Genomic DNA, 17,373 nt, shown 5'->3' with positions numbered 1-17,373 from the left:
ACAGCGACCTCCGTTCTCATTCCTTCCGCGCATACTGCTCTGCCGTCTTGCCGTCGCATACAGCACGGCACACGCTGTCCACCGTTGCAAGCGCATAGGACTTTCCTGTCAGATCGACCTCTTTGCCCTCCGCCTGCGCTTTACCCGAGGGCGGCTTTAGATGTGCAAGATCCGTCATATAATCGGACAGTTTATCGATGCTCTCGGGGTTCTTTCCGTGCGTCGTTCGGTAGAGTGTGATCGCCGTATCAAGTGCGGTCAGATCTGCCTGCACCTTCACCGTATTCGCCGCGGCGATCGCCGCGGAAAAGCGCGGCACCGCGATCGCAAGCACGATACCGAGGATCATCACGGCAAGCATCGTCGAGAGCAGAGAGAACCCCGCTTCGCCCCGACGCCGCAATGAACCTGCATCCTTATTTGAAATCGACGAATTCATCAATGCGCGCACCGCCCTTCGCCATCGGCTCCACAAAGCTGCGCTCCGTCTCCATCACGATCACACGCGGATGCGCCGCATCTGCCAATGCTTCATGAAGCTCCGCAGCAAACTCCTCCTGCGTCCTGACCGACACCGCCTTGATGCCAAAGCTCTCCGCATATTTCACGTAGTCCATCTCATGATCGAGCGCACACGCAATGTAGCGCTCATCATAGAGCACCTTTTGCAGTTGACGGATCATACCGAGGCTGCGGTTGTTGACAATGATGGAAAGAATGGGGAGATTCAGCCGGGCAATCGTATAGTATTCGCTGCCTGTCATTTTAATGCCGCCGTCACCCGCAATATGGATGACACGACGGCTGCTGCCCCATGCCGCCTGCGCCCCCATTGCTGCCGGGAGTCCATACCCCATCGTCCCAAGCCCGCCCGAAGTGAGCCACGTGCGCGGCTCCTCCACGCGCAGATGCAGTGCCGCCCACATCTGATGCTGCCCCACGTCCGTCGCATAGGCATAGGGTTTGCCCATTGTGCTCTCTGCAATCCGATGCAGCGCCCACGGCACAGTCAGACGCCCGACATGGTAGTCATAGTCATACGTATCCTGCCACGCGCGAATCTGCTCCCACCATGCGGAAAGCCGCCCTTTTGTCGGCTGCCGCATAAGGAGCTCCAGAATGGTTCGCATATCGCCTGCAAGCCCCAGACTGCCCGCAATGTTCTTGTCAATTTCGGCAGGATCGATATCGATGTGGATAAACTTGCGGTTCGCCGTATACTTGCTGAGATTTCCCGTCTGCCGATCGGCAAAGCGGCTGCCGATCGCAATGACGAGATCCGCCGCACCGATGGCATAGTTCGCAGCCTTCTCCCCGTGCATCCCGGCAAAACCGAGCATCTGCGGGTGCGAACTCCTGACCGCGCCCATGCCCATAAGGGTATGTACGACAGGTAAATTATATTTCTCAATGAACGCCGTGACCTCGGCGGACGTCCCGGCAGAGATCACGCCGCCGCCCACGATGACGAGCGGATGCTCTGCGCGTACGATCTCCTCCGCCGCCTCCGCCGCACAGATCATAAAGTCCGCATCGGGCGTGCCGGGCGTGCGGCAGTGTACTTCCTCGGGCGCATAGACAATCTCTTCGAAAAAGAGATTGCGCGGCACATCGAGAAGCACCGGTCCCGGTCGCCCGCTCCATGCGAGTTCAAAAGCCTTGCGCATCGCGGGGACGAGATCGTCCGCGCGCTTAATTTTATAGTTGTGCTTCGTGATGGGCATCGTCACGTCGAGGATATCCGTCTCTTGGAACGCATCACGACCGAGCATCGCCATATCCACCTGTCCCGTGATGGCGACCACAGGAATCGAGTCCATATATGCCGTTGCAAGCCCCGTCACGAGATTCGTTGCGCCCGGTCCCGAGGTGGCGATGCAGACGCCGACACGCCCTGTTGCGCGTGCATAGCCGTCCGCCGCGTGCGCCGCGTTCTGCTCATGCGTCACGAGCACCTGACGCACGCTGTCCTGTCCATAGAGCGCATCGTAGAGCGGCAGAATCATACCGCCCGGATAGCCGAACACCGTATCCACGCCCTGCTCGCGCAGACATGCCAAAACTGCTTCCGCACCTCTCACGCGCACACACTCCTCAAAATTGATTGTATATTTGAAAAATATTATAACATACTCATCTGCAGCAGACAAGAGGAAATATAAAAAATACGCCGCTCCCGCGCCTATGAGAAAACCGCCGCCCCCATACAATTAAGATCTTTTCATTACAGTACCCTGATACCGCAAAAAACAATATGGCGGTGAAGTTTTTTTGTGATATACTTGCAACGTTTCTACAATAAATAAACAAAGGGACTGACAGCTATGGCAAGAATGTTAAAAAAGTTAAAACAAAAGAATCTCCCTCAAAAGGACACAACACCTGCGCCGCCGACGGGCAAGGGTTATCTGATCCTCGGCATTGTGCTCTTCACGCTGACGCTGACGATTGCTGGCTGGGAGATGTTTGATATGACAAGCCGTGCGATGTATGTCCTGCTGACGATTTCACTCGGACTTACCTACACGAACCGCTACCACGGGCATAAGCTCAGCGAGACGCAGCGTATGCTCGTCACGCGCGGAAGCTTCGTGACGATCGGGCTTGCCGCTGCGCTCTTCTTCGTCGAGCTGTATCAGAGGTACGTCGCATGACGGATGCACAGCTTGCACAGCTCAAGCGAAAACGCGATCTGCACATGGTGCTCCCCGTCTTTCTCGTCTCGGTCATCGCGTGTATCGACCGCGTGAACATCGCCTATGCAAAACTGACGATGGAGCAGGATCTGCCGTGGCTGACGCCCGAAATCTTCGGCATGGGCGCGAGCATCTTCTTCGTTGGCTACCTCATCTTCGAGGTACCGGGCGCGCTCGTCGCGGCGCGGTTCTCCGCCGCAAAGTGGATCGCGCGCATCATGCTCACATGGGGCATGGTCTCGGCATCGCTCGCCTTCATCGAGTCCGAGACCGGCTTCTTCGTCTGCCGCTTCCTGCTCGGCGCGGCGGAGGCAAGTCTCTATCCTGTGATCTACTCCGTTCTCTTCCCCGCATGGTTTACGGAGCGCGAACGCGCACGGGCGACTTCGCTCATGCTCACATCGCTCATCATCTCGACGATCATCGGAGCGCCGCTCGCGGGGACGCTGCTGGAGATTCCGCTCTTCGGACTGCACGGCTGGCAGGTGCTCTTCGTGCTTGAAGCAGTACCGGCGGTGCTCTTCGCCTTTATCTTTTTCTTTTGGGTCAAGGATCACCCAACGCAGGTGTCCTGGCTCACCGATGAGGAAAAGACCTATCTTACAAATACCATTGCAGAAGAACTGCACACGGTACAATCCGCCCGCAAATACACGGTGTGGCAGGCGATGTCCGATCCGAAGGTACTGCGGCTCTGTCTCATCTATTTCCTGTGGGTCATCGGGTTCTGGGGCTTTAACTTCTGGATGCCGACGGTGCTCAAAAGTCTCTCGGGCTGGTCGACGGCATTCCTCGGTTGGGCGATCGCCATTCCGATGGCTGCGGCGCTGCTCGTTCAGGTGCTCGTCGGCATGTCCTCGACGCGCACGGGCGAAAAGATTTGGCATGTGGCGGGCGTGCTCTTTGTCGGGGCAATCGGGCTTGGTTTCAGCCCCTTCGCCGAAAGCCCCGCCGCCGCGCTCTTCCTCATCTGTCTCTCCGCCGTCGGCATCTATGCATCGATGGGCGTGTGGTGGACGATCCCGACAACATTCCTATCGGGTCCCGCTGCCGCGGGCTCGATCGCGCTCATCAACTCCTGCGGCAATCTCGGCGGCTGGGTCGGTCCCTATATGATGGGCTGGATCAAGACCAACACAGGCTCGTTCGATCTCGGCTACTACCTCATGGGCGCGTTCATGTGCGGCGCAGGGCTGCTCGTACTGACGATCCGGCGGGGCAAGGACTAATATCGGCTGTCAAATTACATAAAAGCGCACAAAAAGGCTGCCGCACGGAACGGAACACATTCGTGCAGCAGCCTGTTTTTACGTTCTTTTTTATTAATATCCCAGCGCGTGCGCAATCAGGACGAGCACAACGCCCGGGATGCCGAATATGCCCGCAACAAGCGCCTTGAGGAAGGTGATCTTGATGCCGACGCCAAAGAGGTTAATCCCCCATAGGATGATGGCGCCAATGATGCTGTTCGTGATAAGTTTCCATAAAATATGAAACGGCAGCGCAATCAGTTTGCCCAGAATGCAGAACAAAACAATGGCAACGGCAACGCCTGCAATAATATCTATCTAAATCTCCCTCCTGTTCTCCATCGCGCGCGAGAGCGTCACCTCGTCGGCATACTCAAGGTCGCCGCCGACCGGCAGTCCGTGCGCGATGCGCGTAACGCGTACGCCCATCGGTTTCAAAAGTTTTGCAATATACATCGCGGTCGCCTCCCCCTCGACATTCGGGTTCGTCGCCATGATGACCTCCTGCACATCCGTAGTTCCAACGCGCGTCACCAGTTCCTTGATGCGCAGGTCGTTCGGTCCGACGCCTTCGAGCGGCGAGAGCGCACCGTGCAGGACGTGGTACACGCCGTCGTAGTCGTTCATGCGCTCCATCGCCGCAACGTCGGGCGGCTGTTCCACAACGCAGACAACGCTGTGATCGCGTTTCTCCGCTGTGCAGATGACGCAGGGATCGGTGTCCGTGAGGTTAAAGCAGGTCGAGCAAAATCCGATCTTCCGCTTTGCCTCGACGATGGCGGACGCAAGCCTTTGCGCGCGCTCCATATCCATATCAAGGACATGATAAGCGAGGCGCGCCGCCGTCTTCGCCCCGATGCCCGGGAGCGCACGGAACTGCTCCATGAGCTGCGTGAGCGGTGCGATGTGCTGCATTTAGAGGAGTCCCGGCGGCAGCCCCAGCCCGCTCGTGAGCTTGCCCATCTCCGCCGCCATCATATCGTCAACCTTCTTCGTCGCCTCGTTGAATGCCGCCGAGAGAAGATCCTGGAGCATCTCGATGTCCTCGGGATCGACCGCTGCAGGCGCTATGACAAGGCTCTGCACCTGCTTCTCCCCGTCCATAACGATCTTTACCGCGCCGCCGCCCGAAGAAACCTCCACCGTACGGCGCTTCAGATCATCCTGCATCTTCTTCATCTCATTCTGCATTTTTTGAACTTTTTTCATCATACCGGCCATATTGCCGCCGCCACCAAACATATGCATTCTCCTTTTTTCTACCAATATGGTATAGCCTAACAAAAAGCGCGGGATGCGTCAAGTCTCTTCGTCATCCGGCAGCTCGTCAAACATTTCCGCCTCCTCATCCGGCGTCGGTTCGTAGGTGTCGTACGGCACGCTGCTCTCCTCGGGTACTGCACGGGTCGGAGCAGCGGGAGGGGCAGGACGATCCTGACGCGCCGGTTTTTCGATCTCCTCGACGCGCGCTCCCGCCCCTGCAATCGAGAGCAAATCCTTCACCTGCGCGGGATATTCCGGTTGCTGCGGCGCCGCCGGGATCGGCACGCTCTCCTGTTCCTCCTCGTCTCCCGTGCAGACGACCTCCATGGCGCGCCCGACAAGCTTTGTCATGACCTCCTCAAAGATGCCGCGGTGCCGTTCGCGGATAAACTTCCGTGCGATATCACGCGCAGGACGGATGAAAAACTGCCGCTCCGTCATGCCCTCATAGGCAGCCCCTGAAAGGAGTGACGCCGCGAGTTTATCCCGCACCCCAAGCTGTGCGGAAAAGCGCTGCCAAAGCTCCATATCGAGTGTGCGCTGCACCTTTTCTGCAGCGTCGGGGGGCTTTGCCGCGGCGGCTTTTCCCCGGCTTTGCGGCGCACGTGCGGCGGGCAGCTTTACCGCCTTCGGGGAGGCGGCGGATGCAAGAGCGGCAGGAGCGGATACAGTACCGCTCCGCACTGCGGCGAGTGCCGCCGTGAGCTGCTGCACCTGTGCCTCGAGACGCGCGATGCGCCCCGTATCGACAGACGGCTGCTGCGCTGCAGGCGCAGTATGCGTTCCGCTGTCCGCCGGCGTGAGGGATTCGCGGCAAAGCGAGAGCAGCAGTGTCTCCGCCGTGATCCGCGGCTGCGGCGCCGTGCGCATCTCTTGAAGCGTTTCGCTGATGCGGCGCAGGATGTTCATAATCTCCGGCTGCGAGAAACGCGCGGCGTCTGCACGCAGCTGCTCCGCCGCCTCCGTCCCGGAAAACTCTGCCGTAAAGGACGCGCCGCCAACGCCCGCAATCATCAGCGCCCGGAAATGCAGAGCGAGTTCTACAAAGATGCGGTTCAGCTCCCGCCCGCTTTGCAGCAGCTCACTCAGCCCCGCGAGAAGTCCCGAGCCATCCTTATCAGCGATCTGCACAGCGAGCCGCGCAATGCGCTCCTTGCCGACGAGTCCGAGCGCTTCCTGCACCTGCTCTGCGGTCAGCGTCCCCTCCGCGAGTGCACTGCACTGGTCGAGGATGGAGAGCGCGTCCCGCATCCCTCCGTCCGCCTGCGCTGCGATGATGGAGAGCGCGTCGTCATTCGCTGCGATCCCCGATTCCCTGCAGACATAGCTCAGCCGCTCCCGAATCTCCGCGACAGTGATGCGGTGAAAGTCATAGCGTTGGCACCGCGACTGTATCGTTGCGGGGACTTTGTGCGGCTCAGTCGTTGCGAGAATGAAGAGTACGCTCGGCGGCGGCTCTTCGAGCGTTTTGAGCAGCGCGTTGAACGCCTCCGTCGTCAGCATATGCACTTCGTCGATGATATAGATTTTGCAGCGTCCCTCGGTCGGCGCGAATTTTACCGTCTCGCGCAGATCGCGGATCTCGTCGATGCCGCGGTTCGACGCCGCGTCGATCTCAAAGACGTCCATGGACGACCCGTCCGCAATCGCGCGGCAGGACTCGCACTGCCCGCAGGGCGTGAGCGTCGGCCCTTGGGCGCAGTTCAGAGAGCGCGCGAGGATTTTTGCCGTGCTCGTCTTGCCCGTACCGCGCGGTCCCGTAAAGAGATAGGCGTGGCTCGTCTGTCCCGATGTCACGGCACGCGAAAGCGTCCTGCTGATATGTTCCTGCCCGACGAGATCGGCAAAACTCGTCGGGCGCCAGCGGCGATAGAGCGCAACATAGGACATGGGGCATCCTCCTTCCCTTTAGGAAAAACCACAAAAACAAAAAAGCAGCCTCTCGGCTGCTGTAACGCACGATTTCTCCCACGGCAGACCGCAGTTCCCAGGTGTCCTCGCGGCACATGAGGCTGACCGCTTACCGCTGCTTCCTTCCGGACCTGACGGGGTTCACAGGGCTCCATTGCGCGAGACCAAGGCACTGCAGCCCGCCCTGAGAAAAATCAATAAAAATGGCGGAGAGTGAGAGATTCGAACTCTCGGTACGGTATCACCGCACACACGCTTTCCAGGCGTGCTCCTTCAACCACTCGGACAACTCTCCACGTGCTCTCAAAAGCTATTCACTTCCGCAACATTGGATAGTCTAGCATGGGAGGGGAAGTGTTGTCAAGAGTAAATTAGACGTGACGCGGGATTTTCGCGCCACTTAGTGTTACCTATAGAGGGCGGCGTGAGGCGGGATTTTGGCGCATCACTGTGTCACTGTGAAAAATACTGCGGTCGACGACATGACAAAGTTAGGCGCGAAAATCCCGCGTCACGTCTCACGCTAAGACGCGGGAAAGACGTACAAGTTCCGGATCCAGCGTCTTCTTATTATTCACCGCCTCAAAGAGGTTTACGCTGACGACTTGTCCCTCGTTGAAGCTGAACACGACGTCGTTGATGCCCGAAATGACGGCGAGCGCCGCCTTTTCGCCGAGCATGGACGCCTTGATGCGATCCTCGACGGTCGGCGATCCGCCGCGTTGGATGTGCCCAAGGACGGAGACGCGCGTATCAATTTCGGTCTTCTCGCTGATGATCTTACCGATCTCGATGGCGGAACCCGCCCCCTCCGCGACAACGATGATGCTGTAGCGTTTGCCGCGGTCATACATCTCCTGCAGTTCGATGCTGATCTCCTCGAGGTCGTAGGCGACCTCCGGCACGAGGATGAACTCTGCCCCGCCCGCGATGCCGGACATCATGGCAAGCCAGCCCGAATGTCGCCCCATAACCTCGACGAGAATGATGCGGCGGTGTGCAGATGCTGTATCACGCAGCTTGTTGATGGCGTCCACGATCGTATTGCACGCCGTATCGCAGCCGATGGTATAATCCATGCCCCAGACATCGTTGTCGATTGTTCCCGGGAGCCCCACGATGGGCATCCCTGTTTCACGGCTCATCATCGAGCCGCCCGTGAGCGAGCCGTCGCCGCCAATGATAACGAGCCCCTCGATGCCGCGTTTGCGCAGATTTTCAAACGCTGTTTTGCGCCCCTCGGGCGTCATAAACGACTTGCTGCGTGCCGTTCCGAGAAACGTCCCGCCGCGCTGGATGAGATCACTGACGCTGCGCGTCGTGAGCTGCTCAATATCGTCGTGCACCATGCCGCTGTAGCCGTTGTGCACTCCGTAGACCTCGACACCCTCATAGACGGCAGTGCGCACCACAGCACGCGCCGCCGCATTCATCCCCGGGCTGTCGCCGCCTGAGGTGACGACCGCAATAGCCTTTTTCAGCATAAAACATCCCCCGTCCCATATTCAAACTGCCCTGCGCACGCAGAGCCGATGATTCCTGCTCCTATTCTACGAAAGGAGGCACAAAAAGTAAAGACTTTCACTGAAAAAACCTTTCTATGTCAGTCCGAACCGAATTATTTTCAACTCATTATGCCGAAACTGCCTTTAGGTACTTGACTTATAGTTTGCTCCATCGCTTATAATCCCCATAATAGAGGAATTTTTGCGCGGAAAGGATTGGTTTCATGACAATAAAAGAAGTCAGTAAGAAGTACGGCATCTCAACGGATACGCTGCGATACTATGAACGCATTGGACTTTTTCCGCGCATCAAACGAACGAAAAGCGGCATCCGCAATTTTGACGAAGAGGCGTGCGAATGGATTGCGTTCATCAAGTGCATGCGTGACTGCGGCGTACAGATTGCAACGCTCACGCAGTATGTGGCGCTGTCCTTTGTCGAGGGAACGGAGCTCGAGCGGCTCAACATTCTAAAGGAGCAGCGCACCCGGCTCCATACCCAGCGGGATGAACTGGATGCGACGATTGAACGGCTCAATAAAAAGATACAGCATTATGAGGATGTGCTGAACGCACAGCGTTGAGGATGGCGCTCGTGTGTGAAACGCCGGCATTCGCCGGCGGGTACAGATGAAAAATATCGGCAGGACATGATTCCTGCCGATATTTTTATTACTATACCTTAAATTTCCCAACCAGACCGTCGAGCTTTGCGGAAAGTCCTGACAGATGCTCTGCAGCGGCGGCAAACGCCTGCAGCGAAGCGCTCTGCTCCTCGATGGCTGCCGCCCCCTCCTCGGTACAGGAGGCAATATGCTGCGCCGCCTCGGCAATACCGTTCGTCGCCGCCGATGCGCTGTCCGCACATGCACGCGTCAGCTCCGCGGCAGTGATGAGCGCGCCGCTCCGTCCGGCTGCTTCGATACCGCCGATCTGCTCCTGCATCAGTTTGACCTGCGCGGCAATCCCCGACACGCTCGATGCGAGCGTTCGAATGTCGTCGTTCTGTTTCTGCGTGCTGTCCGCCATATCCGTGACCGCTGCAGCCGCATATTCCACGGCGCTGCTGTTTTCGATGCTTGCCTTCCAGAGATTTTCAGCAAGCGCAGAGACCTCCGCAGAGCATTCCTGCGCCTCCTTCACGATGCGGCGCAAATCGGCAACGAAATTGTTAAAGCAGCTGACGATACGTCCAATTTCATCCTCCCGATCCGCGTGGAGCTTCTGCCGCAGATCGCCCTCGCGTCCCGCAACCCGCGCAAAGGAAAGCGTAAGCGCCGCGAGCGGGCGGAGCATCTGCGTGATAATGAGATAAGAAGCTCCGGCAAAGATGATAAGTGCCGCGACGAGTATACCGAGTCCAATATGCTCCGCCAAGGCGATCTTTTCCCGGTTCACATTGTCATAGGCGCGTACCAGCTCGTTCACCTGTTCTGCATACCCGTTGACCTCAACGGCGACCTTCATCTCCGCTGCCGCGCGCGCTTCGGGTGCTGCGGCATCCGCCGCGGCGAGCACATCGGCGCGGTAGGATGTCCAAATCGACTTGACATGCGCGAGCTCCCTCTGTACATCGGCATCGGCGGCGGGACGGAGGCGCAGCTCCTCATCGCCATGCTCCAGCCCCTCAAGTGTGCGGTCACACTCGCCAATATACCGAAGCATCTCGCCCCGAATCCCCGCCGCCTCCATAACGTCGGCATGAACAAGACGCGATGAGAGCCACGCAAGCCGATAGACGCGCATACGGAGGACGCCCGCGTTATTCACCGAGGGCGAATCCGATTTTAACTGCTCTAATACGAAAAAATTAAGCCCCACGAGTCCTACAATGAGTGCAAATAAGACAACAAGCGTCGCCCGAAGCTTACTTCGTATCATCATATTTTACTTCCCCCAAAATCATTCTGATTCAATGACTTTCTCTATGAACCGCATTATAGCATAAAAAGTATGTATTGTGATGCTATTTTATAATAATTGCGCGCATATCATATAGAAAAACGGTCATAGAAGCGCATATCTTCTATGACCGTCGTATTACATTATAATTTAGAGTGAAACGAGTTCCCGCAAACGTCCGAAATCGATGTAGGTCTCCGTCTCCGGATGCTTCTTCAAATACCCTTGGTGAGAGTCGTCCGCCGGCTGAAAGGAGGTCAGGCGCTCCATTGTCGCGTGCATGACGCGCCGCGCGTCGGCGTTGTGGTTCGGATCGTTGAGCACAAGCGCTTCGCCCGTGTCGGGGCAGCGTCCGCGCCCCGCGAGAAAAGTCATATGGAGCGCGACCAGCGGTTCATCCTCGGCGCTCTCGTAGAACACGCCGGCACGGTACGCGGCGCCGCGCACATAGCCCTGTCCGTCAATGCTGTACGGGGTGACGACGGCAAAGAGGAGGTCGAGGATCTGCGAGATGTCGATCTTCTTTGGATCGAACGCGATCTCGATGCCCATGCGCCCCCCTGCCGCGCCGGTCGCGACGTCCTCGTGACGCGCATTCTCCGCCGCATTGATATAGCCCGTGCGGACGGAGATGATGCCGCGCCGCCCGGCGAATACTTCCTCCAGCTCGTACATATCCGCGCCGGAAAGACAGATGCGTTTGGTCACGGTGTTCACCTCCTTTTAGTTCGTAAACAGATCGACCTGCCGCGATGCCGCGCGGTGAACGTCAAAGACGCCGAGGAGTTCGGCGACCGCCTGTGTCGGCGAGATCTCCCCGGAGATGACAGCATCCTTGATTTCGGGCATACGGCCGCGCACCACGGCATCCTCGAAGAAGAGATTGTGCAGATGCTCGTCGATCATGCTGTTCATCCAGTCGAGGAGCTGCCCCTCGCGTCGTTTTTTCCATACGCCGCTCTTTTCGGTGCGCTCGCGGAAGGCACGAATGACCGTCCAGAGTTCGGCGAGCCCCGTCTTTTCGATCGCCGAGGCGAGGTAGGCGTGCGTCTCCCAGCCCGGGGTCGCGGGACGGATGAACTCGATCATGCGCTCATACTGCCCGCGCGCAACACGCGCCTTGAGGAGGTTGTCGCCGTCCGCCTTGTTGATGACGATGGCATCCGCAAGCTCCATGATGCCCTTTTTGATGCCTTGGAGCTCGTCGCCCGCGCCCGTCAGCACGACGAGCAGGAAGAAGTCAACCATGGAGCGCACGGTTGTCTCGGACTGTCCGACGCCGACCGTCTCGATGATGATGACGTCGTAGCCCGCCGCCTCGCAGAGCAGCATGGTCTCGCGGCTCTTGCGCGCGACGCCGCCGAGGGTGCCGCCCGCAGGCGATGGGCGAATGAACGCCTCGGGACGCCGTGAGAGCGTTCCCATGCGCGTCTTGTCGCCGAGGATAGAGCCTTTGGTCACGGAGCTGGTCGGGTCGACCGTGAGGACGGCAACACGATGCCCCGCGTCGCAGAGCATGTTGCCGAATGCCTCGATCATGGTCGATTTGCCCGCGCCCGGCACACCGGTGAAGCCGACGCGCAGTGCCTTTCCTGTGCGCGGCAGAAGCCGCTGGAGCACGCGCTGAGCGAGCTTAAAATGCTTGCTGCTGTTGCTTTCGATGAGGGTGATGGCGCGCGAGAGCGTCATGCGGTCGCCCTTTTCGACGCCTGCAACATAGTCGTCCTCGGTCATGACGAGACGACGGCGCGGGCGCGCCTCTCCGCTCATAAGCTTCGGGTTGATATTACCAACCGTGAGATCCTTGATGCCCTCGATGCCGCCCATGACCGTAGTCGTGAACTTCTCATCAGCGCCCTCGGGTACCCAGTCGGGGCGTTCAGTGGTATAGCTATGATGTTCGTCGCTCATAATTCCTCCTTTCCTTGGGCGGGACGCGATCTTTCGCCCCGCCTTCATATCTCTATACGAGATATATGGATGTGCTTCTCATGATTCTTTTGGTATGATTCCCCTTCGCACTTGTGCCGCCGTCGCTTGATCCGGGGCGGAAGCTTTGATGCATCGCGCGAAATGAGGAAAACGCGAGGAAGGCGTAGTCAAAAGCCTACGTCGACGAAGCGTTTGACGAAATGACAAAGTGAGGCGCAAAGATCCCGCCCCGGTCGAATGCGAAAAAGGCTATTGCACGATATCACCTCGTGCAACAGCCCCCTTCCGCTGCGGTCAGCCCGCAGCTTCTTCCTTCGCCCGATCGATGAGGAGCGTCAGAAGTTTAATCCCTGCTTCCGGAATATTCGTGCCCGGCGCGAAGATCGCGACGGCGCCGTGTTCGTAAAGGTTGTCATAATCCTGCACCGGAATAACGCCGCCGATGCAGACCATGATATCGTCGCGTCCAAGTTTGTGGAGTTCGTCAACCAGCTGCGGCAGGAGTGTGTTGTGTCCTGCAGCGAGCGAGCTGAACCCGACCATGTGAACGTCGTTGTCGACCGCGTCCTGTGCAGTCTCCTCCGGCGTCTGGAAGAGCGGCCCCACGTCGACGTCCCAGCCCATGTCGGCGAAGGACGAGGCGATGACCTTCTGTCCGCGGTCGTGTCCGTCCTGTCCCATCTTCGCGACGAAGATACGCGGACGGCGACCGGTGAGCTCTTCGAACTCGTCCGCCATCTCGCGGGCGCGCTCGAGCTCGCTCTTGTCGGTGAACTCGGAGGAATAGACACCCGAGATGGTGTGAATGACCGCCTGGAATCGCCCGGAGACCTTCTCGACAGCATCGGAGATCTCACCGAGCGATGCGCGGACGCGTGCCGCGTCGACAGCCGCTTCAAGCAGGTTGCCGTTGTCGCGGGATTCCGCCGCCTTTGTGATACCCTCGAGAGTGCGGCGCACATCGTCCTCGTTGCGCTCGCGGCGCAGTTTTTCGAGACGCTCGATCTGTGCCTGACGCACCGCCGTGTTGTCGATCGCGAGGATCTGCAGCGGGTCTTCCTTCTCGAGACGGTACTTGTTCACGCCGACGATGCTCTCGATACCGGAGTCGATCTGCGCCTGGCGGCGTGCGGATGCCTCCTCGATACGCATCTTCGGCAGCCCTGTCGAGATCGCCTTTGCCATGCCGCCGAGTGCTTCGACTTCCTGGATATGCGCCCATGCACGGCGGATGATCTCGTTTGTAAGAGCCTCAACGTAGTAGGAACCGCCCCACGGGTCGATGATCTTGCAGACGCTCGTCTCGTCCTGGATGTAGAGCTGCGTGTTGCGTGCAATACGCGCGGAGAAGTCTGTCGGCAGCGCGATCGCCTCGTCGAGTGCGTTCGTGTGCAGTGACTGGGTATGTCCGAGCGCCGCGCCCATCGCCTCCATCGCCGTGCGGGCGATGTTGTTGAACGGATCCTGCGCCGTGAGCGACCAGCCGGATGTCTGACTGTGCGTACGCAGCGCCATGGACTTGTCGTTCTTGGCGTCGAAGGACTTGACGATCTTCGCCCAGAGCACACGCGCCGCACGCATCTTTGCGATCTCCATGAAGTAGTTCTTGCCGATCGCCCAGAAGAACGAGAGACGCTTTGCGAAGTCGTCGACGGCAAGTCCCGCCTTGATGCCTGTACGGATGTACTCGAGACCGTCGGCGAGCGTGTAGCCGAGCTCGATGTCCGCAGGCGCGCCCGCCTCCTGCATATGGTAGCCGGAGATGGAGATGCTGTTGAACTTCGGCATGTACTTTGTCGTGTACTCGAAGATGTCGCCGATGATGCGCATCGACATATCGGGCGGGTAGATGTAGGTGTTACGCACCATGAACTCTTTCAGAATGTCGTTCTGAATCGTTCCCGCCATGATCTTCTTGTCAACGCCCTGCTCTTCACCGGAGACGATGAAGAATGCGAGAACGGGCAGAACCGCGCCGTTCATCGTCATGGAGACGGACATCTGATCGAGCGGGATGCCAGAGAACAGGATGTTCATATCCAGCATGGAGCAGACCGAAACGCCCGCCTTGCCGACGTCACCGACAACGCGCGGGTTGTCCGCGTCATAGCCGCGGTGGGTCGGGAGGTCGAACGCGATGGAAAGACCTTTCTGACCTGCGGCGAGGTTGCGGCGATAGAACGCGTTGGACTCCTCCGCCGTGGAGAAACCTGCGTACTGACGCACTGTCCAGGGACGGAACACGTACATCGTGGAGTACGGTCCGCGCAGGCACGGCGGAATGCCGCTTGCAAAGTCGAGATGGCTCATGTGCGCATACTCGTCATGATCGTAATACGGTTTTACAGGCACGCGCTCCATCGTCTTGTGCGTGAGCGCGTCGAAGCTGCGTCCGGTCGATCCCTCAAAGAGGGCGCGCCACTCCTTGGAATCTGCGGAGGGGCTTTCGCCGAGGCTCATGCCTGTAAAATCGGGATTCGTAAATCCGGCCATTAGGCAATCATCCCTTTCTTCTTCTGGAGGCGCTCAAGCGTCTCATAGCAGTTTGCCTTCACGGAGATGTACTCGTCGATGCCCGCGTTGTTGTAGGTCTCGAGGAGATCCTTCGGCGCAGCGCCCGCAAGGAACACGCGCGCGTTCGGGAGTACTTCGTGGAGCTTCGGTGCGAGTGCAGGAACGATCTCGGGATAGGTCGCATCCGTCGAGCAGATGACGACCGCGTCCGCGCCGCTCTTGCCTGCAGCTTCCGCCGCCTCTTCGACCGTCTTAAAGCCGTCGTTGCCGAGCACTTCGAATGCGCCGACCTGCAGGAAGCCCGTGGTGAAGTCTGCACGCGCCTTGTGCTGCGGGATGGGTCCCATGTTCGCGAGGAAGATCTTGACGTTGTCGTTCTTCTCCGCCTTGTAGTCCTCAGTGCGGCGGCGCAGCGCCTCGAAGCGCTCGCTCCAGCGGTGCGGCGCGATAGCGTCGACCTCTTCGGACGCCGGTTTGCCCTCGATGACCGCAGCCATGAGTTCCGCGATGGTCGCGCCGGCAAATGCCGCCTCGACGCCGTTCTCGACGGTAGGCGCGCTCCTGAGCGCTGTCAGCGCGTCTTTGCAGTGCTTCACATCAATGTCGGCGAGATATGCGTCGATATCGGCGGCACGCTGCTGTTTCAGCGCCACCGTATCCTCTTCGCGGCGGTCGAGCAGGGTCTCCGTCATGTTCGGATACATGTTGTTGCCGACGATGCGATCCTTGCGCACATCCGCCTTCTTGAAGCGGTCGGCAAGGATCTTCGCGATCTCTTCCTGCACATAGCCGCTCTTTAAGGCCTCGACGATCCCGCCTTTGCCCTCGATGGTCTGGAACTCCGCCCAGATGCGTTCTTTCATCTGGCGCGTCAGCGATTCGACCGCCCACGATCCGCCTGCGGGATCGATCGGCTGAAGCATCCCGAACTCCTCCTGGAGCATGATCTGGATGTTGCGCGCAATGCGCCGGGAGAATTCGTCACCCTTACGGATCGGTTCGTCAAACGGTGCGCTCTCGAAGGAATCGATGCCGCCGACAACGCCCGAGAAGATCTCCGTCGTATTGCGGAGCATGTTGACGTACGGGTCGTAAACGGTCTTGAAGAAGAGCGCGGGACGCGCGTGAATGCGCATCTTCTGCGATTCCGCGTTTCCGCCGAACGCCTTGACGATCTGCGCCCAAATCGGACGCACCGCGCGCAGTTTCGCAATCTGGAGGAAGAAGTTCGCGCCCATGGAGAACCCGAACATGATCTGCGACGCCGCGTCGTCAACCGTGAGCCCGCGCTCACAGAGCGCACGCAGATACGCCGTCGCCGTTGCGAGCGAGGAGGCAATCTCCTGCACGTCGTTCGCGCCGCCGTTGCTGTAAACATCGCTGCGTACAAATACGGTTTTGACATGCGGCGCGTTCTTCACCGCCCATTTTGCCGCCGCCGCCATTGCATCATACTGTGCGCTGAGCGACGCGCCGATCTTGCCGCGTGCGGCGAGCTCGCCGATGGGGTCGGCGCCGATGACGCCGCGCACGCCCGACATATCCTCCCCTGCCGCACGGCGTGCCGCCGCGACGAGCGAGAGGATCGGGAGCACCGCTGCGCCTGCATAGACATAGAGCGGGAACTTCCCGAGATCGAGCCCCTCGAGCAGCGTGTGCATATCGTCGACTGTCGTCACGCTCGTGCCGAGGTCACCGACATGTTCCGCCTCGCGCGCGTCGACGCCTTTGCGTGACGCACTGTCGAGGACGATGTGGTAGATGGTCGAGCCCTTGTCATTCTCATGGCGGAGCAGCTCGTTGTTCTCCTTGGGCAGGGTCTCGTCGCACGCCTGGGCAATGCCCCAGGGCTTTCCGATGTAGCCCGCCGCATCCACACCGCGCAGGAAGTCGCCCATCCCCGGCATAACGCTCTTGGGCAGGATTTCCTCCGTGTGCTTCTTCGTGTACATAGGCTCGAATGTGATGCCCTCGTAGGTTTTCGTGAACATCACTTTTTCGAACGGAGCTCCCTTGAGCAGAGCTTCGCACGCAGCTTTCCACTCCTCGTCTGTCGGCGGAGTGAATTCATCGAGCGGAACGTCGGGGAAATCCTCGACCTCAGCCGATTTCTTCAGAAGCTGCTGAAGTTCTTCGTCGCTTGAGCGCTCTTTTTCTTCCGGCATAGTACGTCCTCCTTTGTATGATAAGGGAAGCTGATGAACTCAAACTTCTCTTAAAAAACTGCGGTGAGGCAGTTTTTTTATAAAAAAAACACCCCGAGCTTCCACCCTCGGAGTGACCTCCATAACGGAGATAAATGAGAACTGAAAAGATGAGCAATGTTTCCCCAAGGGGTGTATACCGCCCCTTCATCCCGGGGAAATCGCTATGCACGGAAGCTCATCTTCCCATGCACAC

General features: G+C 58.8%; 15 protein-coding genes, 1 tRNA gene and 1 other RNA gene. 3 read left to right on the top strand and 14 right to left on the bottom strand.

The window, feature by feature from the left end:
- Positions 1 to 16: 16 nt before the first annotated feature.
- On the bottom strand, positions 17 to 403 hold the full coding sequence (locus tag HMPREF9162_RS02875; RefSeq protein WP_009438304.1) for a type II secretion system protein: 387 nt from the start codon (positions 401 to 403) through the stop codon (positions 17 to 19).
- A gap of 13 nt (positions 404 to 416) precedes the next feature.
- A complete protein-coding gene (gene ilvB / locus HMPREF9162_RS02870) occupies positions 417 to 2,081 on the bottom strand; it encodes a biosynthetic-type acetolactate synthase large subunit (RefSeq protein ID WP_037350154.1) in 1,665 nt (554 codons plus the stop codon).
- A gap of 243 nt (positions 2,082 to 2,324) precedes the next feature.
- On the opposite strand from ilvB, the gene HMPREF9162_RS02865 reads away from it, so the two are divergent.
- Together HMPREF9162_RS02865 and HMPREF9162_RS02860 are read left to right on the top strand one after the other, a co-directional pair.
- A complete protein-coding gene (locus tag HMPREF9162_RS02865) occupies positions 2,325 to 2,654 on the top strand; it encodes a hypothetical protein (RefSeq protein ID WP_009752566.1) in 330 nt (109 codons plus the stop codon).
- Positions 2,651 to 3,925 (top strand): MFS transporter, encoded by a 1,275-nt coding sequence (locus tag HMPREF9162_RS02860; RefSeq protein WP_009752503.1) that lies wholly within the window; start codon positions 2,651 to 2,653, stop codon positions 3,923 to 3,925. The genes HMPREF9162_RS02865 and HMPREF9162_RS02860 overlap by 4 nt, the downstream gene beginning before the upstream one ends.
- Positions 3,926 to 4,018: 93 nt before the next feature.
- On the opposite strand, the gene HMPREF9162_RS02855 is transcribed toward HMPREF9162_RS02860, so the two are convergent.
- The 7 genes from HMPREF9162_RS02855 to pfkA form a co-directional block, all read right to left on the bottom strand.
- Positions 4,019 to 4,264, bottom strand: coding sequence for a pro-sigmaK processing inhibitor BofA family protein (locus HMPREF9162_RS02855; RefSeq protein WP_037350110.1), 246 nt, complete (start codon positions 4,262 to 4,264; stop codon positions 4,019 to 4,021).
- On the bottom strand, positions 4,265 to 4,861 hold the full coding sequence (gene recR, locus HMPREF9162_RS02850) for a recombination mediator RecR (RefSeq protein WP_009752757.1): 597 nt from the start codon (positions 4,859 to 4,861) through the stop codon (positions 4,265 to 4,267).
- Positions 4,862 to 5,188: a YbaB/EbfC family nucleoid-associated protein gene (locus tag HMPREF9162_RS02845; RefSeq protein WP_009752509.1), complete on the bottom strand. Its 327-nt coding sequence runs from the start codon at positions 5,186 to 5,188 to the stop codon at positions 4,862 to 4,864. It lies immediately after the preceding gene.
- A 57-nt stretch (positions 5,189 to 5,245) separates the two neighbouring features.
- Positions 5,246 to 7,099 carry a DNA polymerase III subunit gamma/tau gene (gene dnaX / locus HMPREF9162_RS02840; protein ID WP_009438260.1) on the bottom strand — a complete coding sequence of 618 codons (1,854 nt, stop codon included), beginning with the start codon at positions 7,097 to 7,099 and terminating at the stop codon, positions 5,246 to 5,248.
- A 92-nt stretch (positions 7,100 to 7,191) separates the two neighbouring features.
- Positions 7,192 to 7,291: signal recognition particle sRNA small type (gene ffs / locus HMPREF9162_RS11845), an RNA gene on the bottom strand.
- Between the two features lie 33 nt (positions 7,292 to 7,324).
- A tRNA-Ser gene (locus HMPREF9162_RS02835) sits at positions 7,325 to 7,415 on the bottom strand.
- 223 nt (positions 7,416 to 7,638) lie between these two features.
- On the bottom strand, positions 7,639 to 8,604 hold the full coding sequence (gene pfkA / locus HMPREF9162_RS02830; protein WP_009349577.1) for a 6-phosphofructokinase: 966 nt from the start codon (positions 8,602 to 8,604) through the stop codon (positions 7,639 to 7,641).
- 245 nt (positions 8,605 to 8,849) lie between these two features.
- Between pfkA and HMPREF9162_RS02825 the strand changes: the two genes are divergently transcribed.
- Positions 8,850 to 9,209 carry a MerR family transcriptional regulator gene (locus HMPREF9162_RS02825; protein WP_009752599.1) on the top strand — a complete coding sequence of 120 codons (360 nt, stop codon included), beginning with the start codon at positions 8,850 to 8,852 and terminating at the stop codon, positions 9,207 to 9,209.
- A 91-nt stretch (positions 9,210 to 9,300) separates the two neighbouring features.
- On the opposite strand, the gene HMPREF9162_RS02820 is transcribed toward HMPREF9162_RS02825, so the two are convergent.
- From HMPREF9162_RS02820 to HMPREF9162_RS02800, 5 genes are all read right to left on the bottom strand, one after another.
- Positions 9,301 to 10,509, bottom strand: coding sequence for a methyl-accepting chemotaxis protein (locus tag HMPREF9162_RS02820; protein ID WP_009752568.1), 1,209 nt, complete (start codon positions 10,507 to 10,509; stop codon positions 9,301 to 9,303).
- A gap of 168 nt (positions 10,510 to 10,677) precedes the next feature.
- Positions 10,678 to 11,235: a peptide-methionine (S)-S-oxide reductase gene (locus HMPREF9162_RS02815; RefSeq protein ID WP_009752640.1), complete on the bottom strand. Its 558-nt coding sequence runs from the start codon at positions 11,233 to 11,235 to the stop codon at positions 10,678 to 10,680.
- 15 nt (positions 11,236 to 11,250) lie between these two features.
- Complete coding sequence (gene meaB, locus HMPREF9162_RS02810) at positions 11,251 to 12,438, bottom strand: methylmalonyl Co-A mutase-associated GTPase MeaB (protein WP_009658470.1); 1,188 nt, start codon at positions 12,436 to 12,438, stop codon at positions 11,251 to 11,253.
- Positions 12,439 to 12,753: 315 nt separating this feature from the next.
- Entirely contained in the window at positions 12,754 to 14,952 is a 2,199-nt protein-coding gene (scpA, locus tag HMPREF9162_RS02805) for a methylmalonyl-CoA mutase (protein ID WP_009349572.1), read from the bottom strand.
- Entirely contained in the window at positions 14,952 to 17,138 is a 2,187-nt protein-coding gene (locus HMPREF9162_RS02800) for a methylmalonyl-CoA mutase family protein (RefSeq protein WP_009752651.1), read from the bottom strand. The genes scpA and HMPREF9162_RS02800 overlap by 1 nt, the downstream gene beginning before the upstream one ends.
- Positions 17,139 to 17,373: the final 235 nt, after the last annotated feature.

Source organism: Selenomonas sp. oral taxon 137 str. F0430, from assembly GCF_000183625.1.
In the GTDB taxonomy this organism is placed as follows: Bacteria; Bacillota; Negativicutes; order Selenomonadales; family Selenomonadaceae; genus Centipeda; species Centipeda artemidis.
Note: the sequence above shows the minus strand (reverse complement) of the source record. Positions and strands in the feature narration are given on the sequence as shown.